Origin of the sequence: Mycobacterium paragordonae (assembly GCF_003614435.1) — a bacterium.
Lineage (GTDB): Bacteria > Actinomycetota > Actinomycetes > Mycobacteriales > Mycobacteriaceae > Mycobacterium > Mycobacterium paragordonae.
On the sequence record NZ_CP025546.1, the window covers coordinates 1231998 to 1256128 of the forward strand.

The 24131-nt window shown below is 66.0% G+C and carries 23 protein-coding genes; 14 read left to right on the top strand and 9 right to left on the bottom strand.

Annotated elements, in window-relative coordinates:
* Window positions 1-7 precede the first annotated feature (7 nt).
* Entirely contained in the window at window positions 8-934 is a 927-nt protein-coding gene (locus C0J29_RS05790) for an LLM class flavin-dependent oxidoreductase (protein WP_120794576.1), read from the bottom strand.
* A gap of 48 nt (window positions 935-982) precedes the next feature.
* Between C0J29_RS05790 and sppA the strand changes: the two genes are divergently transcribed.
* Window positions 983-2776: a signal peptide peptidase SppA gene (sppA, locus tag C0J29_RS05795; protein WP_120791747.1), complete on the top strand. Its 1794-nt coding sequence runs from the start codon at window positions 983-985 to the stop codon at window positions 2774-2776.
* 1 nt (window position 2777) lies between these two features.
* On the opposite strand, the gene C0J29_RS05800 is transcribed toward sppA, so the two are convergent.
* Window positions 2778-3689: a class I SAM-dependent methyltransferase gene (locus C0J29_RS05800; protein ID WP_120791748.1), complete on the bottom strand. Its 912-nt coding sequence runs from the start codon at window positions 3687-3689 to the stop codon at window positions 2778-2780.
* A 164-nt stretch (window positions 3690-3853) separates the two neighbouring features.
* Between C0J29_RS05800 and C0J29_RS05805 the strand changes: the two genes are divergently transcribed.
* The 3 genes from C0J29_RS05805 (at window position 3854) to C0J29_RS05815 (ending at window position 6615) form a co-directional block, all read left to right on the top strand.
* Window positions 3854-4609 carry an SDR family NAD(P)-dependent oxidoreductase gene (locus C0J29_RS05805; RefSeq protein WP_120791749.1) on the top strand — a complete coding sequence of 252 codons (756 nt, stop codon included), beginning with the start codon at window positions 3854-3856 and terminating at the stop codon, window positions 4607-4609.
* Complete coding sequence (locus C0J29_RS05810; RefSeq protein WP_120791750.1) at window positions 4606-5838, top strand: zinc-dependent alcohol dehydrogenase; 1233 nt, start codon at window positions 4606-4608, stop codon at window positions 5836-5838. The genes C0J29_RS05805 and C0J29_RS05810 overlap by 4 nt, the downstream gene beginning before the upstream one ends.
* A gap of 207 nt (window positions 5839-6045) precedes the next feature.
* Entirely contained in the window at window positions 6046-6615 is a 570-nt protein-coding gene (locus tag C0J29_RS05815; protein WP_162951394.1) for a PE family protein, read from the top strand.
* A gap of 62 nt (window positions 6616-6677) precedes the next feature.
* Here C0J29_RS05815 and C0J29_RS05820 read toward each other — a convergent pair whose 3' ends face one another.
* The gene (locus C0J29_RS05820; RefSeq protein WP_371872359.1) at window positions 6678-7325 is read right to left on the bottom strand and encodes a class I SAM-dependent methyltransferase; all 648 of its coding nucleotides are present in this window, start codon (window positions 7323-7325) and stop codon (window positions 6678-6680) included.
* 74 nt (window positions 7326-7399) lie between these two features.
* On the opposite strand from C0J29_RS05820, the gene C0J29_RS05825 reads away from it, so the two are divergent.
* A complete protein-coding gene (locus C0J29_RS05825) occupies window positions 7400-8257 on the top strand; it encodes a helix-turn-helix transcriptional regulator (protein WP_065164090.1) in 858 nt (285 codons plus the stop codon).
* Window positions 8258-8285: 28 nt separating this feature from the next.
* Here C0J29_RS05825 and C0J29_RS05830 read toward each other — a convergent pair whose 3' ends face one another.
* The gene (locus tag C0J29_RS05830; RefSeq protein ID WP_120791752.1) at window positions 8286-9314 is read right to left on the bottom strand and encodes an NAD(P)H-dependent amine dehydrogenase family protein; all 1029 of its coding nucleotides are present in this window, start codon (window positions 9312-9314) and stop codon (window positions 8286-8288) included.
* Window positions 9315-9386: 72 nt separating this feature from the next.
* Here C0J29_RS05830 and C0J29_RS05835 point away from each other — a divergent pair, with 72 nt between their 5' ends.
* Together C0J29_RS05835 and C0J29_RS05840 are read left to right on the top strand one after the other, a co-directional pair.
* Window positions 9387-9941 carry a TetR/AcrR family transcriptional regulator gene (locus C0J29_RS05835; RefSeq protein ID WP_120791753.1) on the top strand — a complete coding sequence of 185 codons (555 nt, stop codon included), beginning with the start codon at window positions 9387-9389 and terminating at the stop codon, window positions 9939-9941.
* Window positions 9938-11164: a cytochrome P450 gene (locus C0J29_RS05840; RefSeq protein WP_120791754.1), complete on the top strand. Its 1227-nt coding sequence runs from the start codon at window positions 9938-9940 to the stop codon at window positions 11162-11164. The genes C0J29_RS05835 and C0J29_RS05840 overlap by 4 nt, the downstream gene beginning before the upstream one ends.
* Here the strand turns inward: C0J29_RS05840 and C0J29_RS05845 are convergent.
* The 3 genes from C0J29_RS05845 to C0J29_RS05855 all read right to left on the bottom strand — a co-directional run bounded on the left by C0J29_RS05845 (window position 11161) and on the right by C0J29_RS05855 (window position 13779).
* Entirely contained in the window at window positions 11161-12072 is a 912-nt protein-coding gene (locus tag C0J29_RS05845) for an MBL fold metallo-hydrolase (RefSeq protein WP_120791755.1), read from the bottom strand. The two genes, C0J29_RS05840 and C0J29_RS05845, sit on opposite strands and share 4 nt — an antisense overlap.
* A gap of 79 nt (window positions 12073-12151) precedes the next feature.
* Window positions 12152-12802, bottom strand: a complete 651-nt coding sequence (locus C0J29_RS05850; protein WP_065043566.1) for an L-fuculose-phosphate aldolase — start codon at window positions 12800-12802, stop codon at window positions 12152-12154.
* A complete protein-coding gene (locus tag C0J29_RS05855; protein ID WP_120791756.1) occupies window positions 12799-13779 on the bottom strand; it encodes an NAD(P)-dependent oxidoreductase in 981 nt (326 codons plus the stop codon). The genes C0J29_RS05850 and C0J29_RS05855 overlap by 4 nt, the downstream gene beginning before the upstream one ends.
* A 30-nt stretch (window positions 13780-13809) precedes the next feature.
* On the opposite strand from C0J29_RS05855, the gene C0J29_RS05860 reads away from it, so the two are divergent.
* The 4 genes from C0J29_RS05860 (at window position 13810) to C0J29_RS05875 (ending at window position 19214) form a co-directional block, all read left to right on the top strand.
* Window positions 13810-15147: a xylulokinase gene (locus tag C0J29_RS05860; protein ID WP_065164097.1), complete on the top strand. Its 1338-nt coding sequence runs from the start codon at window positions 13810-13812 to the stop codon at window positions 15145-15147.
* Between the two features lie 41 nt (window positions 15148-15188).
* Complete coding sequence (locus C0J29_RS05865; RefSeq protein ID WP_065043564.1) at window positions 15189-15854, top strand: GNAT family N-acetyltransferase; 666 nt, start codon at window positions 15189-15191, stop codon at window positions 15852-15854.
* A gap of 240 nt (window positions 15855-16094) precedes the next feature.
* Complete coding sequence (locus C0J29_RS05870; RefSeq protein ID WP_231513598.1) at window positions 16095-17903, top strand: peroxidase family protein; 1809 nt, start codon at window positions 16095-16097, stop codon at window positions 17901-17903.
* A 3-nt stretch (window positions 17904-17906) separates the two neighbouring features.
* Window positions 17907-19214 carry a cytochrome P450 gene (locus C0J29_RS05875; protein ID WP_120791757.1) on the top strand — a complete coding sequence of 436 codons (1308 nt, stop codon included), beginning with the start codon at window positions 17907-17909 and terminating at the stop codon, window positions 19212-19214.
* Here the strand turns inward: C0J29_RS05875 and C0J29_RS05880 are convergent.
* Both C0J29_RS05880 and C0J29_RS05885 read right to left on the bottom strand, forming a co-directional pair.
* Window positions 19198-20121, bottom strand: a complete 924-nt coding sequence (locus tag C0J29_RS05880) for an SAM-dependent methyltransferase (RefSeq protein WP_120791758.1) — start codon at window positions 20119-20121, stop codon at window positions 19198-19200. The genes C0J29_RS05875 and C0J29_RS05880 overlap by 17 nt on opposite strands.
* A 2-nt stretch (window positions 20122-20123) precedes the next feature.
* On the bottom strand, window positions 20124-21068 hold the full coding sequence (locus tag C0J29_RS05885) for a class I SAM-dependent methyltransferase (protein ID WP_120791759.1): 945 nt from the start codon (window positions 21066-21068) through the stop codon (window positions 20124-20126).
* 353 nt (window positions 21069-21421) lie between these two features.
* On the opposite strand from C0J29_RS05885, the gene secY reads away from it, so the two are divergent.
* From secY to map, 3 genes are read left to right on the top strand one after another with little or no spacing between them, the layout of a single operon-like run.
* Window positions 21422-22747, top strand: a complete 1326-nt coding sequence (secY, locus tag C0J29_RS05890; RefSeq protein WP_055580310.1) for a preprotein translocase subunit SecY — start codon at window positions 21422-21424, stop codon at window positions 22745-22747.
* Window positions 22744-23289, top strand: coding sequence for an adenylate kinase (locus tag C0J29_RS05895; RefSeq protein ID WP_055580309.1), 546 nt, complete (start codon window positions 22744-22746; stop codon window positions 23287-23289). The genes secY and C0J29_RS05895 overlap by 4 nt, the downstream gene beginning before the upstream one ends.
* A gap of 2 nt (window positions 23290-23291) precedes the next feature.
* The gene (map, locus tag C0J29_RS05900) at window positions 23292-24089 is read left to right on the top strand and encodes a type I methionyl aminopeptidase (RefSeq protein WP_120791760.1); all 798 of its coding nucleotides are present in this window, start codon (window positions 23292-23294) and stop codon (window positions 24087-24089) included.
* The last annotated feature ends 42 nt before the right edge of the window (window positions 24090-24131 follow it).

Here is a 24131-nt window from a genome sequence, read left to right on the forward strand (position 1 = left end):
GCGCCAGTTAACTCAACCGCGGAACCACCTCTGCGGCAAGGCGTTCCATCTGCTCGCGGTCCTCGGCGACGTTCTCGCCGACCGGATTCAACAGCAGCATCTGCGCGCCCGCGTACATCACCTCGCGCAGACCCCGGATGACGTCTTTCGGTGTGCCGGACACCGCGACCGCGTCGATGCCTTCCATACCCCCGTAGATGCGGCGCAGTCCGGCAAGCACACGTTCACGGGCCCGGTCGGCGTCGTCGTCGATCATCAGGTACACGCGTTTGCCGATGGTGAAACCGGACGGGTCTTTCTGCTGTTCGGCAAGCTCGCGGCGCACGACTTCCACTGCCTTCGCGAAGTCCGCGGTGGATGACGAACCGGCACCGAGGAAGGCGTCACCGTGCCGCACCGCCCGGGCCAGCGCCTTGGGTGCGTTGCCGCCGAACCAGAGCGGCGGGTGTGGGCGTTGCGCCGGCTTGGGCTGGATGGGCAGGTCGTCGACATCACGGAACCTGCCGTGGAACGTCACCCGCGGCTCGTCGGACCACGCCGCTTTCATGAGCTCCAGGCCTTCGGTGAAATAGCTGATGTACGAATCCTTTTCGAGGCCGAAGGCGGCGAACTTGCGGCGGCCGCCACCGGGTGCGACCCCGATGTCGAGCCGGCCGTGGCTGAGGCGATCGACTGCCGTGATCGACGAGGCGAGCTGTAACGGATCGTGCAGCGATGTCACCAGGACTGCGACACCCAGGCGCAGTCGCGTCGTGCAGGCCGCCGCATACGCAAGCAGTTCCAGCGGAGCAAGCAGGGGAGTGGCGCCGATGATCTGTTCGAGCACCCAGCCGCCCTCGAACCCCAGTTGCTCGGCGCGGTCCAGATAAGAACGCAACCCTTCGGCGTCGAAGTCACCCGGGACCAGTTGAGGGATACCGATGGAGTACCTCACGGGCTCCACCGTACGGGCCGGGTCAGCGCCGGTCGGTAGGCTTCAAAGATGTTCGCGTTTTTGCCTTCGCTGCCCGGCGTCAACGACATACGCGCTCTTTTCGACCGGGTCGACACCGCGCGCCACCACGGCGTGCCCAACGGTTGTGTGCTGGAACTGAACCTGAGCAGCGCGCCACCGGAGACCACCGGCTTCGACCCGTTCACCATCATCACCGGCGGTGGCCGCCAGATGTCACTGCGCGAGACGGTCGCCGCCATTCATCGCGCCGCGGAGGACCCGCGGGTCGCGGGGCTGATTGCCCGTGTGCAGCTGCCGCCGTCGCCGATCGGCGCGATTCAGGAATTGCGCGACGCCATCGCCGCGTTCAGCGCCGTCAAGCCGTCCGTGGCCTGGGCGGAAACCTACCCGGGCACGTTGTCGTACTACCTGGCTTCCGCCTTCCGGGAGATCTGGATGCAGCCGTCCGGGGGAGTCGGGCTGATCGGTTTCGCGGCCAACGCGATGTTTCTGCGCGATGCGCTGGACAAGGCGGGCATCGAGGCTCAGTTCGTAGCCCGCGGCGAATACAAATCTGCGGCAAACCTTTTCACCGAAGACGGCTTCACCGATGCGCACCGCGAGGCGGTGACCCGCATGTTGGAGAGCCTGCAGAGTCAGGTGTGGCAGGCGGTGGCCGACTCGCGCAAGCTCGCCGTCGACGCGCTCGACGCCATGGCCGACCGCGCTCCGTTGATGCGGGACGACGCGCTGGCTTCCGGGCTGGTCGACCGGATCGGATTCCGGGATGAGGCCTACGCCCGCATGGCGGAATTGGTCGGGGTCACCGAGGGTTCGACGGACGACTACGTCGACGCCGAGGAGAAGCCGCCGCGGATGTATCTGGCGCGCTACGCCGGCTCGGCCCGCTCGCGGCTGGCGCCGCCGGTGCCCGCCGTCCCGGGGCGCCGCGCCAAGCCCGCCATCGCCGTGGTCACCGTCGAAGGCGCGATCGTCAACGGTCGCGGCGGCCCGCAGGGTTTGCCCTTCGGTCCGTCGAACGCCGGCGGCGACACCATCGCGGCGGCACTGCGGGAGGTGGCGGCAGACGATTCGGTGTCGGCGATCGTGATCCGGGTGGACAGTCCCGGTGGCTCGGTCACGGCATCCGAGACCATCTGGCGGGAGGTGAAACGGGCCCGCGAGCGGGGCAAGCCGGTGGTGGCGTCGATGGGCTCGGTCGCCGCGTCCGGCGGCTACTACGTCTCGATGGCCGCCGACGCGATCGTGGCCAATCCGGGCACGATCACCGGTTCCATCGGTGTCATCACCGGGAAGCTGGTGGTGCGCGACCTCAAGGACCGGTTGGGGGTGGGCTCGGACACGGTGCGTACCAACGCGAATGCCGACGCCTGGTCCATCGACACCCCGTTCACACCTGAGCAGCAGGCTCGACAGGAGGCCGACGCCGACCTGTTCTACACGGATTTCGTGCAGCGCGTCGCCGATGGTCGCAACCTGACCACCAAAGATGTGGATAACGTTGCGCGCGGCCGGGTTTGGACGGGTGCCGACGCGCTGGAGCGTGGTCTGGTCGACGAGCTCGGTGGCTTCCGGACCGCGGTGCGCCGCGCGAAGGTATTGGCCGGGCTGGACCCGGACAGCGAGGTTCGCGTGCTCAGTTATCCGGGCTCGTCGCTGCTGGACATGCTGCGGCCGCGAGCGTCGTCACAGCCGGGAGCGGCTTCGTTGCCCGAAGCCGTGGGAGCGCTGCTCACCCGCTCGGTGGCCGGCATCGTCGACCACGTCGAGCAGACGATGAGCGGCGCCCGCGTGCTGTGGTCAGGTCAGTCGCGCTTCTGAGTCAGTTCAGTCGGCCGCTGATGTAGATGATCTCGCCGAGCGGGTCATCGTCGTCAGGGGACGGAACTCGCAAACCGTGCTGCTCGAACAGTTCGGTCCGGGTCACCCCTTCGGCCTGCCAGCCCTTCTCGCGCAGATAGTCGACGACATGGTTGCGGGCACCGGAGTACACCAGCGCGCCCATGTCGATGTCCACGCCGTGGTCGCGGAAGCGGCCCGACATCTCCGAGACCTTCTCGACGTCGAAATCGATTATGCCGGGCACGAATTCGGTCGCCACGGTGCTGCCCGGGGCGCTGAGGGCGGTGATGTTGTCGAACAGCCGGTCCTGGGCTTCCGGCGGCAGGTAGATGAGCAGCCCTTCAGCCAGCCACGCCGTCGGTTGGGTGGTGTCCAGGCCGGCCTGCGTGAGGGCGGTGGGCCAGTCACCGCGCAAATCGATGGCCACCGTGCGTCGCGTCGCAGTGGGTTCGGCCCCGACGTCGGCGAGCGCCGTCGTTTTGAACTCGATGACCTGGGGCTGGTCGATCTCGTAGACCACCGTGCCGTCCGGCCAGGGCAGTCGATAGGCCCGAGCGTCCAGCCCGGACGCCAGGATCACCGCCTGCCGGATCCCGGAGGCGGTCGCGTCAGCGAAGTACTCATCGAAATACTTGGTGCGCACCCCCATTCCGTCGATCATCGCCTGGACGCGCTCGGGGGTGATGTTCTCGAATGCCTCCGGGCTGAGTTCGCCGTCCATCATCTTGACGAAGAAGTCCACACCGACCGCACGCACCAGCGGTTCGGCGAACGGGTCGTCGATCAGTCCGTCGGGAGCCATCGTCACCATCGCGCGCCCCGCGGCGACCATGGTCGCGGTGGCACCGACGCTCGATGCGAGATCCCAGTTGTCGTCGTGAGCGCGTGGCATGCCTGTCCTATCTGTCGCGGTTAGTGCCGTGTATACAACGTCGGATTGGTCCAGTGCATTTCCGCCCCCGCCAACCCCCGGAAAAATGAGCCGAATCGGTTCCGTTTGACGGTCTAATTAGGCACGCTGAAACGATGGGTAACCCGACTTTGTTTACTGACAGGGTGGCAGGCAAGCGCGTGCTCATCACGGGGGCTTCATCGGGGATCGGCGCGGCCCTCGCCAGGGCGATGGCTGCCCGGGGCGCCGTAGTGGGGGTGGTGGCGCGCCGCGAGGACCGGCTGGCGGACGTCCTGGCCGATTGCCGTCGCACTTCTCCGGACTCGATGATGTGGGTCGCCGATCTCGCCGACGGCATCACGGCGAGCAGGCTGGCGCTGCAGGCCTGGCACGCGATGGGCGGCATCGACGTGTTGGTCAACAATGCCGCGATTCCCAAGCGGCGCAGCGTTTCTGCGCTCAAGCCGATCGAGGTGGAGAATGTCATGCAAGTCAACTTCATCGCTCCGATGCGGCTGACGCTGGCACTGTTGCCACGCATGCTGGCCCGCCGCGCGGGCACCGTGATCAATGTGTCGAGTGTCGCGGGACGACTGGGCATCGCTGCCGAATCAGCATACTGCGCAAGCAAATTCGCACTCTGCGGCTGGACCGAGGCGATGGCCATCGACCTGGCGGACACCGGTGTGTCGGTGAAGTTGATTCAGCCGGGACCGGTTGATACGGAGATCTGGGACCAGCCCGATAACGAGCCGCCCGTCTACAGCGGACCCAAGGTGACACCGCAAGAGATTGCCGAGGGCATCATCGCGGCAATGGACAGTGACCGTTTCGAGCATTACCTGCCCGACCTAAAGGCGGTGGTCGACGCCAAGAACGCCGACCTCGACGCCTTCATTGCGGGCATGGCGCAACCGTGAGGGCACTGGTCTATGGTGTGCCGCCCGAGTCACACGATGTTGCGGCGGATGCGGGTGAACTCGTCCAGAATCTGGCCCGGACTCCGACAGCGTTGCGTGAGGTACCCGAACCCGTTCTGCTGCGCGATGATTGGGTGGTCACCCGGCCCCGGTTGACCGGTATCTGTGGGTCGGACTCCAAGCAGATTCTGCTGGACTTCGGTGCGGACGACGCCGACAACGCCCTCGCCGCTTTCTGCTCGTTTCCGCAAGTGATGGGCCACGAGGTGGTGGCCGATGTGGTCGAGGTAGGGCCTGAAGCCACGGGGATTGAGGTTGGTCAGCGAGTGGTGCTCAACCCGTGGCTCTCCTGCGGCCCGCGGGGCATCCACCCGCAGTGTCCGGCCTGCGACAACGGTGACTACAGCCTGTGCTGGAGCTTCACCGACGGCGACATCAAGCCCGGAATCCACACCGGAGTATCGGCCGATGTCACCGGGGGATACGCGGAGTTGATGCCCGCCCACGACAGCATGTTGTTCCCGGTTCCTGACTCGGTGCCCGACGAGATGGCGGTGTTCGCCGATCCGTTCTCGGTGTCCCTGCACGCGATCACCCGTCACCCGCCGGCGCGTTTGGGCCGGGTTCTGGTGTACGGGGCCGGCTCGCTGGGGTTGTGCGCGGTGGCGATACTGCGGGCGCTGTACCCGGATGTCGCGGTGGCCGTCGTCGCGCGGTTTGCTGCTCAGGCAGAACTGGCGAAGAACTTTGGGGCCGCCAAAGTCCTTGCGCACGAACCACGTCTGGCACTGATCGAGGAGCTGATCGCCTGGGGTGGGGGTCGGCTGCGACAGCCGTTGATGGGACTGCCGATGGCGTACCCGGGCGCGGTCGACGTCGTGTACGACACGGTGGGCAAGCCGGAGACTTTCGAGGTCGGAGTGCGGGTGTTGAGGGCGCGCGGGACGCTGGTGAAAGCCGGGGTGCATGCGCCGGGCCGCTGGGAATGGAGCCCCTTGTACTTCAAGGAGATCAGCTGGGTCGGATCCAATGCGTTCGGGATCGAGGAGGTGGACGGGGTGCGCAAGCACGCCATCGCGCATTATCTCGACCTGGTGACAGACGGACGAATAGATCTGCGGCCCATGCTGACTCACACGTTTCGGTTGGCGCAGTGGCGCGACGCCTTTCTTGCGATCGCCGATCAGGGCCGCAGTGGCGCGGTCAAGGTAGCGATCGATCAGCGCTAGGCCGCAAATCGGACGCAGCCGCGCCGACCATTAAACTTGTGACGCTGCCGACGCCCCGGCCCGTTTTAGGTAGTCGACTACGTAATCCCGTCTGGTCGATTCGGGCGACACTCGGTGTGGCAGTTCTCGACCGCCGTGCAGAGCGCGATCAGCACTGCCGGACCCATTGACCTGGGCGCGTTCCGACGAGCTGCGGGGAGGACAGACATGTCGCAGGTAATGGCGGTGCCGGAATTCATGGTGGAGGCAGCTACGGACCTAAAGACCATTGATTCGGCCCTGCAGAAGGCGCACACGCTGGCAGCGGGCGCAACGCTCGCGGTGCTGCCCGCGGCCGCCGACGAGGTATCGGCGAACATCGCACAACTGTTTTCTGATTACGGCCGCGAATATCAACATCTGGCTGGGCAGGCGGGCGTATTTCACGAGCGGTTTGTGCAAAATTTGAACATGAGTGCGGGCATGTACGCCGAAGCGGAGGCCGTCAACACCGCGTTGTTGCCGCTGCAGCCCTTGATCTCGGCCGTGAACTCGTTTATCGAGGCCAGCGTGTTGCAGGGGCCGCTGCGTAGTTTGTGGGAAAGCATCGCCTCTCAGGTATTCAAGACAATCGTCAACAACCCTCTGGGTGGTTTAGTGCTGGGAACTGCGTTGGTAGGCGTTGTTATTGCCGTATTGGTATTTCTCGCGATTGCAGTACAGGTAGTGCCGCCGCTCTTCTATTTCTTCGGTGATGCCATCAACCCCACTCTCGTTGCCTTGACCGCGGTTGCCTGAGCGCCGAATACCGAAAGCCGCGCTTGGGAAAAGCCCGCCTGTCCCGACGGCGGCAGAGCCACCTACGCCGGGCGGACGGCCTGGTAATACGCGAGCTGCCCGACTACGTGCTGTGACTGGGTGGCAACCTCGCTGCACTCGAACCCGGCCTCACTCAGCAGCCGAGGAATCGCGTCCCCGACGTTGTCGCTGAAATGCGGATTCCGCTTCACCAGCCGTGCCAGCAGGCCGTGGTGGGCGTGCACGCCACTGGCTATGTCGACGAGGTGCAGCCGGCCGCCGGGGCGCAGCACCCGGAATACCTCCGCGGCCACAACGGCTTTCGCGTCCGCACCGACGTGGTGCAGCATCATCGACGACAGCACCCGGTCGAACTCGCCGTCGGCGTAAGGCAATCGCTGCGCATAGGCGTCGTCGAACCGAATGCCGTTCAATCCGGCCGCCTTTCGCCGCGCCCGGTCGAGTATCCGGGGGTCGGGGTCGGATCCCACCGCCTCGATCCCAGGTCGCGATCGCTTGGCCCTGATGATGACATTCCCGGTGCCGCAGCCGATTTCCAGGACGCGCTGCCCGTCCGCGAGTTCGGCCTGCTCAATCAGCTTCTGATAAACGCTGTTGAATCCCATGAGGCGGGACATCAGGTCGTAGGCGGGCAGCAGCGCCTGGTGACCGGTCGCAGGCAGATAGTCATTTGGATGATGCTTGGTCATACCGTCCATGATCACCGTCTCGGCAACAGCATGATTGGGTGATCATTGCCTCGACTTGGACTATCTTTGGCAATATTACGCAAGCCACGCGGCTCAGCCGGCACCGCGATGGGGTGCCTGTTTACCGTTACCGGACCGATCCCGAGACACCCCCGGTCTCAGTGGTGCGCTATCACGAGTTCGCCGAAGGTCGACCACACATCCACGATTTTCCCGCGCTCTGGTATGTGCCCGCAGCGGCAGTGGTCTATGTGGCCGCCCCGGGAAAGGTGCTGGACCCCAAGCAGGTGTTTCCCGTCGGGGACGGGATCGCGGTGTTCTTCGATCCGGTCGCCCTGGGTGAGGACGGACGATCGCCCTGGCCGGCCTGGCGGACGCATCCGCTGCTGTTTCCGTTCCTGCACGGAGAAAGCGGCGGAGTGCTGCGCCTGCAGGTGCCTGCCGATCGTAAGACCCTGTGGGACAGCACAATCGGGTCCATCGAAAGCGAACTGACCACGCGGCAGGAGAGCTATCGACAGGCCGCTCTCGCGCACTTGACCCTGCTGCTGATCGAACTGGCCCGCCTGGCCGGTGACATCGTTGACGATCTGCGCCGCAGTGGCGAACCGCTGCTGGCCGACGTGTTCGCGGTGATCGACCGGCGCCTCGGTGAGTCGTTGTCGCTGCGCGATGTGGCCGGGGAGGTCGGCATGACGCCCGGACACCTGACCACGGTGGTCCGCCGACGCACCGGGCGGACGGTGCAGGAATGGATCATCGAACGGCGCATGGCCGAAGCGCGGGAGCTGTTGGCCGAGACCGATCTACCCGTCGGCGAAGTCGCCAGGCGCGTCGGCATAGCGGACGCCGGATACTTCAGCCGGCTCTTCAGCCGGGCGCACGGCGGCTCGCCGCGTCAGTGGCGTGCCGGCCATGCGCGCCGGTTGTGAACTACAGGGGCAGCGCAAGGCGCGCTAGCTAGCCCAGGGCCCCATAGGATCCGGTGACAGGCAGGTCTATCGGGTTGATCACGCCCGGCGCCGCGTCACACACGAACGGGATGGCGTTGACGGCCGCGACGGCGGTGCTGTCCATCAACACGGTCATCGCGTCCTCGCCGGGACGCCCGAAGCGGATCGTCGCGTCGACGTACGGCTGCCCGTCGATCACGATGCTGAAGCCTTCCGGATCCTCCCATTGCGGGTCGAGCCCGTCGCTGCTCATGGTCCAGCAGATGGCCAGCTCTATCACCGGCCTCCCGTTGCGCAATCCGCGGTAGGTCCGGCGCTGGCCACCGACGGTACCGGCCTCGTAGGTCGTCCAGCCGAGATCCAAATCCTGCTTCACCACCGCGTTTTCGACGAAAGCCTCCTTACCGTCGAGTTCGGCGCCCAGCATGGCGGCAACCATGTCCAGCGTCTCGAAGTAACCGAGGCCGAAGCGCTGGGTGGCCGGGTCGATCGGCGTGATCCGTTGCCGCGGTGGCTTGCCGAACCCCAGCACCCGCCAGGCGTCGCGGACCGGATAAGTGGTGCAGTCCAACGTTTCCGCCAACCGGACGTTGCGCACGCGAGGGCAGGCGCCGGTGAGGAAGCCGGCGACCACGTTGATGAATCCCGGCTCGAACCCGGTGCCCAGAAAGGTCGCGCAGCCCGCCCGGGCCGCCGTCTCGAGCGCCGCGCACTCGGCCGGGTGGTGGCTGCCGGTCAGGAAGTCGCCCGTCGTGACGACGTTGATGCCCCGGCCCAGCATCCTGGCCACCAGCTCGTAGTCGATGAGGCGTGGCATGTAGTTCACGCAATCCGGCGCCAGGTCCAGCAGCGCATCGACGTCGTCGGTCGCGTTCAGCCCGGCGGGTTCTCGGCCGGCCAGCACACCGGCGTCGCGACCCACTTTGTCCGTACCGAACGCGTGCACGCCCACCACTTCGACGTCGTCACGGTCGAGCAGGATGCCCAGCGCCCGCTTGCCGATATTGCCGGTGGACCATTGCACGACTCGCCGCATGCCCAACGGTAACCGTTGACAGCCCGACTCGAACACTGTTCTAATCAGAACACTGTTCGAAATGGGGGCGGCATGGAAGCGCCGGTATTGCGCTACGGCGCTCTGGATCGCGAGCATCTGATCAAGCACCTGTGGCAACTGGCCAAACGCGTCGGCGTGCACAAGGTGACGATGCGCGAGCTGGCGGCAGAAGCGGGGACCAGGCCGTCCTCGGTGTACTACCACGTACGCGACAAGTCCGAACTGCTCGATCTGCTGATCGAATCGGTTTTGGCGCAGATCCAGGTTCCACAGCAGGGCGACTGGGAATCCCGGCTGGTCGCGCTCTACATGAACGCGTGGCAGGTGCTCGTCGAAGTTCCGGGCATCGCCGGCCTGTTGCAGGGGCATCCGCACACCGCGGCGGCGACTGAGATGGACCGCGCCACCCGCCGCATCCTGCACGAATCGGGTCTGCAGGCAGAGTATTTCGAGGCGGCACACGCGGCGCTGTACGTCCACCTACTGGGCTCGGTGCAACTCGAACATCTGCACCGCACGGCCGACGGGCCCAGCGACGGCGCGTTCTCCTACGGCTTACGCCTGATCCTCAGCGGTCTGCGCAACGAGATAACGGAGGCTTCATGACGGATACCGCGATCGATCTTGCCGACCCTGAACTGTGGGCGTCGGAGTTCCCTGATGAGCTGTTCGCGCAGTTGCGCGCCCGCATCCCGGTGTTTCACCAAAAACTCACCGACGACGTCAGATCGGCTGTCGGCCGCGAATTCTGGGTCTGCACTCGGCACGCCGACGTTGCGCGGGTGCACCGCGACTACGAGTCGTTCACCGCCACCCGCGGCCCCCTGATCCAGGATGTACCCCTGTTCGACGCGTACCCGGCCATCGTGAGTCTGGATCCGCCGGATCACACCGTCCGCCGCCGGGTGATCACCCGTGCCTTCACGCCGCGAGCCGTGGCGAGATTGGAGGACGGCATTCGCGCCCGGGCCAAGGAAATGGCCGGCGCGCTGCTGCGCGACGGTGGTGGCGAATTCGTCGATCTTGCTGCGGGACTTCCGATTTCGGTGATCGGTGATATCGTCGGGATTCCCGAAGCCGACCGGCCGCGCGTGTTCGAACTGATCGACAAAGTGTTGAAGACCGCGGGCGGGCAACTGTCGGTTCCCGATGGTGACGACTTGATGCCCTTCCTCGAATTGTTCCAGTACCCCAGCGAGTTGACCGCCCATAAACGTGAACATCCCGTGGACGACATCTGGAGCGCGCTGTGCACCACGGAGATCACCGCGGAATCGGGGGAGACCTTCCTGCTGCCCGCCAACGAGCTGGAGATCTTTTTCTTCATCCTCGGTCTGGCCGGGGCGGACACCACCCGAAATGCGTTGTGTGACGGCATTCGCGCCTTTGTCGCGAACCCCGACCAAACGGCGGTCTACCGCGATGATCCGCAGGCACGGGCCACCGCGGTCGAGGAGGTGATCCGCTACTCCACGCCGATCATCTTCTGGGTGCGTGGGGCGACCAGGGACGTGGTGCTGGGCGACACCATGATTCCGCAGGGCGCACGGGTGGTCACCATGCTGCGTTCGGCCAACCGAGACGAGGACGTCTTCGCTGATCCCTATCGCTTCGACATCCGCCGTGATCCCAACCCGCACCAGTCTTTCGGTGGCGGAGGTGCCCATCATTGCCTGGGGGCGATGCTGGCCCGGGCCGAGGTCAGGGCCGCCCTCGACGAGATTCTGCTGCCTACCAACAACATTGAACTCGGCGAACCCAGGCTCCGGCTACCGCACCTGGCCAACAATATGACCGTGTACGAGTCCGTGCCGGTGACATTGAGCTAGAGCGACTCGATGTCCAGCCACTGGTCGACCTCGAAGCGGTCGGCGACGGTGCGCAGCGTTGCGCCTCCGTGTCCTGGGTAGTGCGCGGGTACGACGGCCGCCCCGGCCGCGGCGGCTTCGGAGAAGATCCGGCGGCGGGTAACGGCGGCGGCGCCTTGGTCGATGTCGAAGGCGCAGGGGTCGTCGGGGCGGCGCACCTGTATCGGGTTGTGGGTCAGATCGCCGACGAAGACCGCCGGCCGGCCCGCGTCGAGCCACAGCACCGAGGATCCGGGGGTGTGCCCCGGCGCGGGGCGTAATCGCAGGGCAGGGCTGATCTCGTAGTCGTCTGACCATTGGACGATTTGCGCATCCACCGGCAGGACGCTGTCCTCGAACACCAGCCGGTTACCGAGCTGTTGCAGCGCTTCCTCCTCGGTGCGCGGATCCTGTTGTGCCGCTGCCCCGTCGGGGTGGAAGTGCCGGTAGTCGGCCTGCGGCACCAGGTACCGGGCGTTCGGGAATGTCGGCAACCACGCATCGTCGTGCAGCATGGTGTTCCACCCGACGTGATCGGAATGGACGTGGGTGTTGACCACCACGTCGACGGCATTGCGGTCGACGCCGGCCGATTGCAGCGCCGTGAGGTAGCCGGTGTTCAAGTGGTCCAGCGGCGGCATCTGCGGGCGAGTCCGGTCGTTGCCGACGCCGGTGTCCACGACAACCGTCAGTCCGTCGACTTCGATCACCCAGCTCTGGATCGCGATGTGCCATTGATCGGTATCGGGGTCGAAGAAGTCCGGCGCCAGCAGGTCGGCGTTGTCGCGCCACCGGCCGGGCGGCGTGTGCGGAAAGGCCCGGGTCGGCAGGTCGAACCGCAGCTCCAGCACCCGCGTCACGACGGCGCGTCCCAGCTCAACCGAACCCATCACGTCCTCCTCGGCGAGTGGGAACTACACGACGCATTCTGCGCGTGTCGCGTCGCAGAATGCACAGTCGGCGGATGGATCAGAGACTGCGCAGGTAGGTGTACACACCGGCGAAGTTCCGGTTCACTTCCTCAGGTACCGGCACGAATCCACCCAGTGCCCTTGCGCCCCAGGCGATTTGCGCGGTGCGCTCGACCAGTGCGGTGATGTGCATTACCTTGTCGGGTCGCGGTCCCACGGCCACCAGGCCGTGATTGGCGATGAGAGCGGCGCCCCGTCCTTCCAATGCCTTGACCGCGTTGGCGCCGACGTCGGGAGTGCCGGACGCGGCGTACTCGGCGCAGCGCACGTCCCCGCCGCAGTACACCGCGAACTCGTCGATGCAGGCCGGGATCGGCTGGTGCGCGACGGCGAACATGGTGGCCCACACCGGGTGGCTGTGGATGACGCTGCCGATGTCGTCGAACGCCTGATAGCACGCCAGGTGGAGCTGCATCTCGGTCGAGGGCATGCGGCCGTCCTTGGCTTGCAGCACGGCGCCGTCGGGGTCCACCAGGACCAGATCGTCGAGGACCATGTCCGCGTAGTCGACAGACGACGGCGTGATCACCACGTTGCCGTCGGAGCGCCGGGCCGAGATGTTCCCGGCGGTGCCCTCGACCAGCCCTCGGCGCAGCATGTCCTTGGCTGCCGCCAGCACGGCGTCTTCCGCGTTATCAACGAATTTCATCTGCCCAGCACCTCCGGGTTGACGATATGGGCGGGCCTCCCGCCGGACAGCAGCGCCTCCAGATCGTCGGCGACCAGCTGTGCCTGCCGTGCCTCAGTGTTCCACGTCGCGCCGCCGATGTGGGGGGTCAGGACGACGTTGGGCATCGCGGTGAGCGGGTGATCGGTGGGCAGCCATTCGCCGGCGAAATGGTCCAGACCCGCGGCCGCCACCTTGCCGGTCTGCAGCGCGTCGACGAGCGCGTCGATGTCGTGCAGTTGAGCCCGAGCGGAATTGAGGAAGACGACACCGTCACGCATGGCGGCGAACTGTTCGGTTCCGATCATCCCGACGGTGTCGTCGGTGACCGGCGCGTGCAGGGAGACGACGTCGGACTCGGCGAGCAACTGCTCCAGCGTGTGGTGAGCGTCGTCGCAGTAGGGGTCGTGCGCGATGACCCGCAGACCCAGTCCCGACAGCCGCCATGCGGTGGCCCGGCCGACGGCGCCCAGGCCTACCAGCCCGGCGGTGAGCCCGGCGATCTCCCAGCCGCGGAATCGCTGATATGGAATGCTGCCGTCACGAAAGATGTTGCCGCTGCGCACATCCGCGTCGGCAGCGACCAGGCGGCGGGTGGCCGCCAGGAGCAGCGCGACCGTCATCTCGGCGACCGCGTCGGCGTTGCGCGCCGGGGTGTTGAGCACCGGAATGCCGGCCGCCGTGGCACCGGCGATGTCGACGTTGTTGGGGTCGCCGCGGGTCGCCGCGACAGCGCGCAGTCCCAGTTCGAACACCGGTCCCTTGACCGAATCGCTTTCCACCACAACAATATCGGCGGATTCAGCGGTGATCCGTTCGGCCAGCTGGTCAGCGTTGTAGATGCGCAGCGGTGTCTGCTCTATCCAGGGGTCGTACACCACGTCGGCCAGTTCGGCGAGCTTGACGAACCCAGGGCCGCGCAGCGGGGCGGTCACCAGGGCACGTGGTCGAGATGTCACGAAACTCAATGCTGGCGTACCGTGGCGCCCGTGTCACGCGAAGACGTCACAATCGGCATCGACGTCGGCACGACGGCGGCGAAGGCGGTCGCGGTCGACGAGAGCGGCCGGGTGCACGCGCGGGCGCGCATTCCGCATCAGCTGCTGGTCCCGGCCCCTGATCGGCTGGAGCACAACGCGGAAGAAGCGTGGCGCGAAGGACCTGTCACGGCCCTGGGCCGGCTGAATCGGCCGGATGCCAAAGCGGTGGCCGTGTCGTCGATGGTCCCGTCGTTGACTGCCGTCGACACCGAAGGCCGACCCATCACGCCGGGGCTGTTGTACGGCGACAGCCGCGGCCGGGTGCCCGACGCCGCCGAGCAGCCGGTGCCCGCGGTCGGCGAGGCCGCCGAGTTCCTGCGGTGGACGGCCGCCGAGGCGCCCGGTGCGGCCGGGTACTGGCCGGCGCCTGCGGTCGCCAACCACGCGCTGGCGGGGGAGGCGGTGATCGACTTCGCCACCGCGATCACGTCGCTGCCACTGTTCGACGGGACGGGCTGGAATGCCTCGGCCCTCGCCGACCGCGGCGCCACGGTCGATCAGATGCCGCGGGTCGAGACCTTCGGCAAACCGGTCGGGCAGGTCCGCGGCACGTCGGCGGTGCTGGCCACCGGGGCTATCGACGCCCTGTGCGAGCAGATCGTCGCCGGTGCCGATCACGACGGCGACGTACTGGTCTTGTGCGGCACCACCCTCATCGTGTGGATCACCGTTGCCGAGGCCCGGCAGGTGCCCGGCCTGTGGACCATTCCGCACACCGCGGTCGGTAAGAGCCAGATCGGCGGGGCGAGCAATGCCGGAGGATTGTTCCTCGGCTGGGTGGATCGGGTTGTTGCGCAAGCTGATCCGCTTAGCGCTGATCCGAGGCGGGTGCCGGTGTGGATGCCCTACATCCGTGGTGAACGCACGCCGTTCCACGATCCCGATCGCCGCGCGGCACTGCACGGCGTGGACCTCACCCAGGACGCCGCGTCCGTGCGCCGGGCAGCCTACGAAGCGTCGGGCTTCGTGGTCCGGCAGATCCTCGAGTTGAGTGGTGCGCCGGTGCGCCGCATCATCGCCTCCGGCGGCGGCACCCGCGTGCAACCGTGGATGCAGGCCATCGCCGATGCGACCGGTCGACCCGTCGAGGTGTCCGCGGTGGCCGAAGGGGCCGCGCTGGGCGCTGCGTTCCTCGCGCGGATGGCGGTGGGCCTGGAATCGGTGATCACCGACGCGGCCCGGTGGGCCGCGGTCGAGCGGGTGGTCGAGCCCCGGTCCGAGTGGGTGGGGCCGACGAAAGATCGGTACCGCCGCTTCCTGGAGCTGAGCGGATCACGGCTGGCCTAACCCGTAGCGCGGTCCGCGCTCCGTCGTTCTACGCTAGTGCAATGACTGATCACGACCAGACCGCAGCCCGTCGAGAGATCGCAGACGCTTTGCTTGCCGCGTTGGAGCGCCGGCACGAGGTCGCCGATGCCATCGTCGAGGCGAAGAACAAGTCGGCGGCGGTCGAGGCCATCGTCGAGCTGCTGGGTACCTCGCACCTTGCTGCCGAAGCCGTGATGAGCATGTCGTTCGACCAACTGACCCAGGACGCGCGCGCGAAGATCCTCGCGGAGCTCGACGACCTGAACAAGCAACTCAGCTTCGCCCTCAGCGACCGGCCGGCAAGTTCGGGGGAGACCCTCGAGCTGCGTCCCTTCTCCGCCGCGCAGGACCGTGACATCTTCACGACCCGCACCGACGAGATCAAGGCCGCCGGCGACGGCTCCGGTGCACCCGCCGGCAGCATCGACGACGAGATCAGCAAGGCGCTCAAGCGTCTGCACGACGAAGAGGCCGTCTGGTTCGTGGCCGTCGACGCCGGCGAGAAGGTCGGCATGGTGTTCGGTGAACTCCTCAACGGTGAAGTGAACGTCAGGATCTGGATCCATCCCGAGCACCGGAAGAAGGGCTACGGCACGGCGGCGCTGCGCAAGTCGCGCTCAGAGATGGCCTGGGCCTTCCCGGCCGTGCCGATGGTCGTTCGGGCGCCTGCGGCCAACGCCGGGTAACACCGCCGGGACGCGACCCCGCTGCGGCTGACGCCGCGCGGGGTCTTCGTCAGTTCATTTACACGCTCGTCACACGCGCTTAAGATCGAGCCGTCCGTATTACCGTCACAGCCCACTGGCGGGGGTTTATGTGCCATCGGTTGAGCCAACATGCCCGATCGGCGCTAAATCCGTTATGCCTCTTGCGTTTTCCTCGCACTCCCAATGGGCCTTGGCAACTTCTACAGAACGGTGGTCCAGGTGAGTCGTCAATGGTATGAGCATCCCTCGCTGGTTCTGCAGCTCAAGGCGCTGGCCGGCCTGCGCAATGATCTACGCGACCACAACCTTTTTGAAGGCGACGGAATCCGTCCCAAGGACGATCTCGGCGAGGCCACCGAGGAAGTCAAGCGGGCCCGCACCCCGGACGGCACGTGGAACGACCTCTCCGAACCATGGATGGGCGCAAAAGGAACCGGCTTCGGGCGCAACGTTCCGCAGGCGAAAACAGTCACCGATACCAAGCGACTGCTCGACCCGGACCCACGGTTGATCAGCCGGCGGTTGATGGCCCGCGACGAATTCAAGCCCGCGGGAATCATCAATGCGCTGGCCGCGGCGTGGCTGCAGTTCGAGAACCACAACTGGTTCTTCCATGGCGATGGCCTGGCGGACAAGACAATCGACATCCCGCTGCGCAAGGGTGACGAGTTCCCCGAGGATCCGATGCGGATTCGCTGCACCATCCCGCCGCGCGGCGAGATCGTGGACGGGTGTCCGGCGCCGGTATTCAGCAACGTCGAAACCCATTGGTGGGACGGCTCGCAGATCTACGGCAGCGGCCGGGAGCGGCAGGCCGAGGTGAGGACCTTCGTCGATGGCAAGATCAAGGTCGGCGACGACGGCCGACTGCCCAAGAGCGACATCCCCGGTATCGACCTCACCGGCATGCGGGAGAACTGGTGGGTCGGAGTGGGCATCCTGCACACGCTTTTCGCCCGTGAACACAACGCCGTGTGCGATGCCCTGAAGAAGGCCTACCCCAGCTTCGACGACCAGCGTCTCTTCGAACTCGGCGTCCTGGTGGTCTCGGCGCTGATCGCCAAGATCCACACCGTCGAATGGACGACCTGCGTCCTGCGCCACCCCGCACTGCAGATCGGCATGAACGCCAACTGGTATGGCGCCCTGGGTGAGACGTTCCGCGACCGCATCGGTCGCGTCGGTGACAGCGAAGCGCTGTCAGGCATCATCGGCTCGCCGACCGATCACCATTCCGCCCCGTTCTCCCTCACCGAGGAATTCGTCTCGGTCTACCGCATGCACCCGCTGATTCCCGACGACTGGAACTTCTTCTCGCTGGCATCCGGAGAGCACCTGGAGAAGCGCGAATTCACCGAGCTACAAGGGCGTTTCACCCGCGACTTCATGGACCGCATGGAATTCGGCGACATGTGGTACTCGTTCGGTCTGGCCAGCGCGGGAGCGGTGTGCCTGCACAACTACCCGAACGCGCTGCGCCAGCTCACCCGGGTGGACGGGCAGGTCACCGACCTGGCCACGCTGGACATCGTGCGGGACCGGGAACGCGGGGTGCCCCGCTACAACGACTTCCGCGAAGCCCTGCGGATGCCGCGCCGCAAGAGCATCGACGACATCACGCCCAATAAGCAGTGGGCCAAGGAGATCAACGAGGTCTACAACGGCGACGTGGATGCGGTCGATCTGCAGATCGGGATGCAGGCCGAGCAGCCGCCCAAGGGCTTCGGCTTCTCCGACACCGCGTTTCGCATCTTCATTCTGATGGCCTCACGCCGGCTGAAGAGTGACCGATTCTTCACCAAGGACTTCCGGCCCGAGGTCTACACCCAGATCGGCTACGACTGGGTGAACCACACGACGATGAAAGACGTGCTGCTGCGCCACTATCCGGAGCTCGAGACGGTGATCGGCGATGTGGAGCGGGTGTTCGCGCCATGGCCGAAGCTGGGTGCGCCGGCGGAGGGAAAGAAGCGCCGGGTGGTGCAACTCGCCGACACCGTTCGTGCCTACATCCCCTGGGGGTCCTAACCCGTGGCTGAGGATTTCAAGCACGCGTCCACCCTGGAAGGCATCAGGTTCACCGCGCAGGTCGCCGTCCCCAACGTGATTCTGGGGCTGTTCAACAAGCGGGAGTTGCCCAGCCGGGTCGCTTCCACCGTGGGTGCCGACTACCTGGGCTACCGGTTGGTCGACGGGATGGTGCGCAGCTACGGTCCGGCACCGTTCTATGTGCGGGTCGCCAAGGACGAGGCCCTGCTGGTGCACCATCCCGACGACCTGAAGTTCGTGCTGGGCGGCTCTCCCGACCCGTTCGCCTCCGACCCGGAGGCGAAACGCAAGGGCATGAGGGCATTTCAGCCTGACGCGCTGACACTGTCCGGCGGTCGCCAGTGGCAGGAGCGGCGCAAGTTCGCCGAGGCCGTGCTGGACACCGGCAAACCGGTACACCGGCTTGCGCAACCGTTCGCCGATGTCGCCGTCCAGACCGCTCAAGAGTTGGCCGGCGACAAAATCGACTGGCCGGCGGCCAACAAGGCGTTCCAGCGTCTGACGCGTCGGGTGCTGTTCGGTGATCCCGCCGCCGACGACGAGGGCCTCACCGAGATGCTCGGCGAGATGATGTCGGCCGGCAACAAGATGCCCGACGAACCCGCGCCGCAGTACGGCGAATTCATCGCGCGGATCGAGGGTTATCTCGCCGATCCGCCGGAAGGCAGTCTGGCTGCCCTCATCCCGCTGGCGCCCGACCCCGGCTCCGTACCTGCCGGCCAGTTGGTGCACTGGATGTTCGCGATGGGAGACACGCTGGCCGCCAACACATTTCGCACGCTCGGGGTGTTATCAAGCCACGACGAGCAGCTCAACGAAGTCAAGGCGGAGATGGCCGACGCGGATATCGGCTCCGCCGCGGGCATCGCCAAGCTGGAGTACCTGGCCGGCTGCCTGTTCGAAGCGATGCGGCTGTGGCCCACCACTCAGTTGTTCGGCCGGGTCACCACCCGGGACGTCGAATTCCCCAGTGGCGCCGTGCTGCCCGAGGGACGCCAGGTGCTGATCTACAACGTCTTCAATCACCGCAATCGGCAACGTATCCCGTACGCCGACCGGTTCTCGCCGGGGGAGTGGGTCAGCGGAGGCGCCGGTGACGACTGGTCATACAACTTCTTCAGCCACGGGCCCCAGGTGTGCCCCGGAGCGGACCTGTCGATATTTCTGGGTCAAGCGGTGCTGGCTCACCTGATCGACGCCGGTGCCACCAGCCTGTCCGGCGATCGGCTCAACCCGGCCAAGCCGCTGCCGCACAACTTCGACCTCTACGGCTTCAGCGTGTCGCGATGACGGTGACGATGTTGCGCAGGGTGGCCGAGTCGGGGTCGTCGGGGAAGACGCGACCGTAGTCCGCGTAGAATTCCCGTCGTGGCCGGGTGGTCACCGTCCATCCCGCCGCGTTCAGGTAATCGACGACGTTGTTGCGCTCGCCGTCGTAGAAGAGGTTCGACAGGTTGATGTCGCAACCCAGGTTCGCCCAGCGCTGGTTGAACTGCTGGGCGCGCTGACTCATGGGTACGCCCGAATCGGGATGGTATTCGGTGGCGACTCTGCTACCGGGTCCGCTGAGCGCGGTGATGTTGTCGAACAGCAGATCCTGCGCCTCCGGCGGGAGGTACATCAGCAGGCCCTCGGCGCTCCAGGCGGTTGCCTGACAAGGGTCGAATCCACTGTGGCGCAACGCTTCCGGCCAGTCATCTCGCAGGTCGATGCTGACTGCCTTGCGGTGGGCCGACGGCGTGGCGCCCAGCGCCGTCATCGCTGAGTTCTTGAACTCGATGACCTGGGGCTGGTCGACCTCGTACACCACGGTGCCGCGGGGCCAGGGCAGCCGGTAGCCGCGGGCATCCAGTCCGGCGGCCAGGATCACGGCTTGGCGCACTCCGTTGCGGGCCGCGTCGAGGAAGAAGTCGTCAAAGAAGCGGGTGCGCACCGCGATCGAGTCCGTCTCGAATTGCAGGTCACGTCCGTCGGCCGCGTCGGGCAGCGCCTGCTCTATCGGCTGGTCGCCGTCGACCAGTCGGGTGAAGAAGTCCAGCCCGACCGCCCGCACCAACGGCGCCGCGAACGGGTCGCTGATGATCGGGTTGTCCTGCGCGGAGGCCACCGCACGCGCGGCGGCGACCATGGTCGCGGTCGCGCCCACGCTCGAGGCCAAATCCCAGCTGTCTCCGGCGGAGCGTTCGGTGGTCGCCATGGTTACTGCCGCTCCGCGCTCAGGTAGACCACCTCGCCGAACGGGGCGTCGTCACCGGATGCCGGCTCCAAGCCGTGCTGGGCGAACAACTCGGAGTTGCGCAGGCTGGTCGTCTCCCAGCCGTGAGCGGCCAGGTAGGTTCCCGCGTCGGTGCGATCGTCGAAATACACCAGCGCGGCCATGTCGAAGTCCAGGCCGTGCCGGCTCCACCGCTCGTTCTGCCGCTTCATCCGGGTGCGCAGGTCCTCCTGGTTGAGCTCGTTGATGTCCAGCAGCCCCTCGGTCGCGAAGCGGCTTCCCGGGACACTGAGCGCACCGATCTGATCCAGCAGCCGATCCTGGGCGTCGGCGGGCAGGTAACCCAGCAATCCCTCGGCAATCCATGCGGTGCGCTGGGTGGGGTCGAAGCCGGCCTTACGCAACGCCGCGGGCCAGTCCTCGCGCAGGTCGACCGCCACGGTGCGGCGGTCCGCGGTGGGCTGGGCGCCCAAACCGGACAGCGTCGCGGTCTTGAACTCGATCACCTGTGGCTGGTCGACCTCGAACACAGTGGTTCCCGGCGGCCAGGGCAGCCGGAATGCGCGGGAGTCCAGGCCCGCGGCCAGGATGACGGCCTGCCGGATGCCGGCGTCCGTCGCGGAGCGGAAGAAGTCGTCGAAGAACCGGGTCCGGATGGCCATCGCATTGGCGAAGTGCACGGTGCCGGTCGCCGTTTCCTCGTCGAGTTCGGCCAGCGCAAGCTCACCGCTGGCCAGCCGGGTAAAGAAGTCGACGCCCACCGCGCGGACCAGCGGCTCGGCGTAGGAGTCTGAGGCCACCGCGCCGGCGCCGTGGGTGTCGCGCGCTGCCACGGCCCGTGCCGCCGCGACCATGGTGGCCGTCAGGCCCACGCTGGACGCCAGGTCCCAGGTGTCGCCTTCATACCGTGCGCTGCCCGTTTGAGTCATCTAGCTGCTCCCGAAAAAGTGCGATCTAATACTTAGCAAATATAACGAGTCATCCAGACTGTACGCTCCTGCCGGATTGCGCGACTCCTCCTCACGGCTGCGCCGTGCATCGTCGTCACGCGGAAAAGTTGACCGTCTCCTGTCAGCGGAGGCCACCCTGGGCGGACCAGCACGCACCAGCTGTTAGTCTCGTACACGGTTTGACGCGCTTGCATCGTGGCCGGCCGTACGTCTTGGCGTGCTGGTTTTGGACGCGTGACGCGAGATGAACCCAGGAACGACCAGACATTGGAACCAGCCGGCCAGTCCCGGTTGGCATGCCGCGACCAGAGTTCGGCTGCGCAGGAGGAAGAGTGCTTTCGGCTTTCATCTCATCGCTGCGGACAGCCGACCTGAGACGGAAGATCCTCTTCACGCTGAGCATCGTCGTCCTGTACCGCGTCGGCGCCGCACTGCCCTCACCCGGCGTCAACTTCCCCAACGTGCAGCAGTGCATCAAAGAAGCCAGCGGCGGCCAAGCCGGTCAGATCTACTCCCTGATCAACCTGTTCTCCGGTGGTGCCTTGCTGAAGCTCACCGTCTTCGCGGTGGGGGTGATGCCGTACATCACCGCGAGCATCATCGTGCAGCTGCTCACCGTGGTGATCCCCCGCTTCGAAGAGCTGCGGAAGGAGGGTCAGGCCGGTCAGGCCAAGATGACGCAGTACACGCGTTATCTGGCGATCGCGCTGGCCGTCCTGCAGGCCACCAGCATCGTGGCGCTGGCCGCCAACGGCGGTTTGCTACAGGGCTGCTCGCTGGACATCCTGGCCAACCAGACCATCTTCTCCGAGATCGTCATCGTGATGGTGATGACGGCCGGTGCCGCACTGGTGATGTGGATGGGCGAGCTGATCACCGAGCGCGGTATCGGCAACGGCATGTCGCTGTTGATCTTCGTCGGCATCGCCGCCCGCATCCCCGCCGAAGGCAATCAGATCCTGCAGAGCCGGGGCGGGATGATCTTTGCGGCCGTGTGTGCGGCCGCACTGGTCATCATCGTCGGCGTGGTGTTCGTCGAGCAGGGCCAGCGCCGGATTCCGGTCCAGTACGCGAAGCGCATGGTGGGCCGACGGATGTACGGCGGCACGTCGACGTACCTCCCGCTGAAGGTCAACCAGGCCGGCGTTATCCCGGTCATTTTCGCGTCGTCGCTGATTTACATTCCGAATCTGATCACTCAGCTGGTTCGTAGCGGGAGCGGCGGTGGCGGCCACAGTTGGTGGGACAAATTCGTCGGAAGTTACCTTTCGGATCCCAGTAGCCCGGTCTATATCAGCATCTATTTCGGGTTGATCATCTTCTTCACGTACTTCTACGTGTCGATCACGTTCAATCCGGATGAGCGTGCCGACGAAATGAAGAAATTCGGCGGCTTCATTCCCGGCATTCGGCCCGGACGTCCGACCGCCGATTATCTGCGCTTTGTGCTGAGCCGGATTACTCTTCCCGGCTCGATCTACCTCGGTGTGATCTCCGTGCTGCCCAACTTGTTCCTGCAGATCGGCAACAGCGGCGGGATACAGAATCTACCCTTCGGGGGGACCGCGGTTCTGATCATGATTGGCGTCGGGTTGGATACGGTCAAACAGATCGAGAGTCAGCTCATGCAGCGCAACTATGAAGGGTTCCTCAAGTGAGAGTGGTATTGCTGGGACCGCCTGGGGCGGGCAAGGGGACGCAAGCCGAGAAGCTGGCCGAAAAGCTGGGGATCCCACACATCTCCACCGGCGAACTGTTCCGCAGCAATATCCAAGAAGGCACCAAGCTGGGCGTGGAGGCCAAGCGCTACCTGGACGCCGGCGACCTGGTGCCGTCCTCACTGACCAATGAACTCGTGGACGACCGGCTCAATGACCCGGACGCCGCCAACGGCTTCATTCTCGATGGCTATCCGCGGTCGGTGGAACAGGCCAAGGCGCTGCACGAGATGCTGGAACGACGCGGCACCGACATCGACGCGGTGGTCGAATTCCGGGTCTCCGAGGACGAACTGCTGACCCGCCTCACCGGCCGTGGTCGCGCCGACGACACCGAAGAGGTCATCCGCAACCGGATGAAGGTCTACCGCGAAGAAACCGCGCCGCTTCTGGACTACTACAGCGACGAGCTGAAGACCGTCGACGCCGTCGGTACCTTGGATGAGGTGTTCGCTCGCGCGTTGCAGGTCCTGGGTCAGTAATCATGGGCGCCCTGGCACGGCTGCGGGGCCGCAAAGTGGTACCGCAGCGCACTGCCGGTGAGCTTGATGCGATGGCGGCGGCCGGTGCCGTCGTTGCCGCCGCCCTGAAAGCGGTCCAATCGGCGGCGGTGGCCGGCGTGTCCACTCTGAGTCTCGACGAGATCGCCGAGTCGGTGATACGCGAGGCCGGCGCCATCCCGTCCTTCCTCGGCTACCACGGCTACCCGGCGTCGATCTGCTCGTCGGTCAACGACCGCGTCGTGCACGGAATCCCTTCCGCCGCAGAGGTTTTGGTGCCCGGCGACCTGGTGTCCATCGACTGCGGCGCGGTGCTGGACGGTTGGCACGGCGACGCGGCCGTCACCTTCGGGGTGGGCAACCTGATCCCCGCTGACGCGGCGTTGTCCCAAGCGACCAGGGACTCCCTGGAAGCCGGGATCGCGGCGATGGTCGCCGGCAACCGGCTGACCGACGTCGCGCATGCCATCGAAACCGGTACGCACGCCGCCGCCTCCCGCTACGACCGCGCATTCGGCATTGTCGAGGGTTACGGCGGCCACGGCATCGGCCGGCAGATGCACATGGACCCGTTCCTCCCCAACGAAGGCTCGCCGGGGCGGGGCCCGACCCTCGCCGTGGGTTCGGTGCTGGCCATTGAGCCGATGCTGACACTGGGAACCGGAAAGACCGTCGTCCTCGACGATCAGTGGACGGTGACCACCGTCGACGGCTCACGCGCCGCGCACTGGGAACACACCGTGGCCGTCACTGAAGACGGTCCGCGCATCCTCACGGTTTGAACCAAACTCCCTGATGACTCGTATGAGTAACGGGAGGTGATC

What these genes read in the sequence shown, in the direction of transcription:
- sppA (WP_120791747.1), top strand. Translation starts at nt 983, where the DNA reads ATGTTCGCGTTTTTGCCTTCGCTGCCCGGCGTCAACGACATACGCGCT.
- C0J29_RS05800 (WP_120791748.1), bottom strand. Translation starts at nt 3,689, where the DNA reads ATGCCACGCGCTCACGACGACAACTGGGATCTCGCATCGAGCGTCGGT.
- C0J29_RS05815 (WP_162951394.1), top strand. Translation starts at nt 6,046, where the DNA reads ATGTCGCAGGTAATGGCGGTGCCGGAATTCATGGTGGAGGCAGCTACG.
- C0J29_RS05820 (WP_371872359.1), bottom strand. Translation starts at nt 7,325, where the DNA reads ATGACCAAGCATCATCCAAATGACTATCTGCCTGCGACCGGTCACCAG.
- C0J29_RS05830 (WP_120791752.1), bottom strand. Translation starts at nt 9,314, where the DNA reads ATGCGGCGAGTCGTGCAATGGTCCACCGGCAATATCGGCAAGCGGGCG.
- C0J29_RS05835 (WP_120791753.1), top strand. Translation starts at nt 9,387, where the DNA reads ATGGAAGCGCCGGTATTGCGCTACGGCGCTCTGGATCGCGAGCATCTG.
- C0J29_RS05840 (WP_120791754.1), top strand. Translation starts at nt 9,938, where the DNA reads ATGACGGATACCGCGATCGATCTTGCCGACCCTGAACTGTGGGCGTCG.
- C0J29_RS05845 (WP_120791755.1), bottom strand. Translation starts at nt 12,072, where the DNA reads ATGGGTTCGGTTGAGCTGGGACGCGCCGTCGTGACGCGGGTGCTGGAG.
- C0J29_RS05850 (WP_065043566.1), bottom strand. Translation starts at nt 12,802, where the DNA reads ATGAAATTCGTTGATAACGCGGAAGACGCCGTGCTGGCGGCAGCCAAG.
- C0J29_RS05865 (WP_065043564.1), top strand. Translation starts at nt 15,189, where the DNA reads ATGACTGATCACGACCAGACCGCAGCCCGTCGAGAGATCGCAGACGCT.
- C0J29_RS05880 (WP_120791758.1), bottom strand. Translation starts at nt 20,121, where the DNA reads ATGGCGACCACCGAACGCTCCGCCGGAGACAGCTGGGATTTGGCCTCG.
- C0J29_RS05885 (WP_120791759.1), bottom strand. Translation starts at nt 21,068, where the DNA reads ATGACTCAAACGGGCAGCGCACGGTATGAAGGCGACACCTGGGACCTG.
- map (WP_120791760.1), top strand. Translation starts at nt 23,292, where the DNA reads ATGGGCGCCCTGGCACGGCTGCGGGGCCGCAAAGTGGTACCGCAGCGC.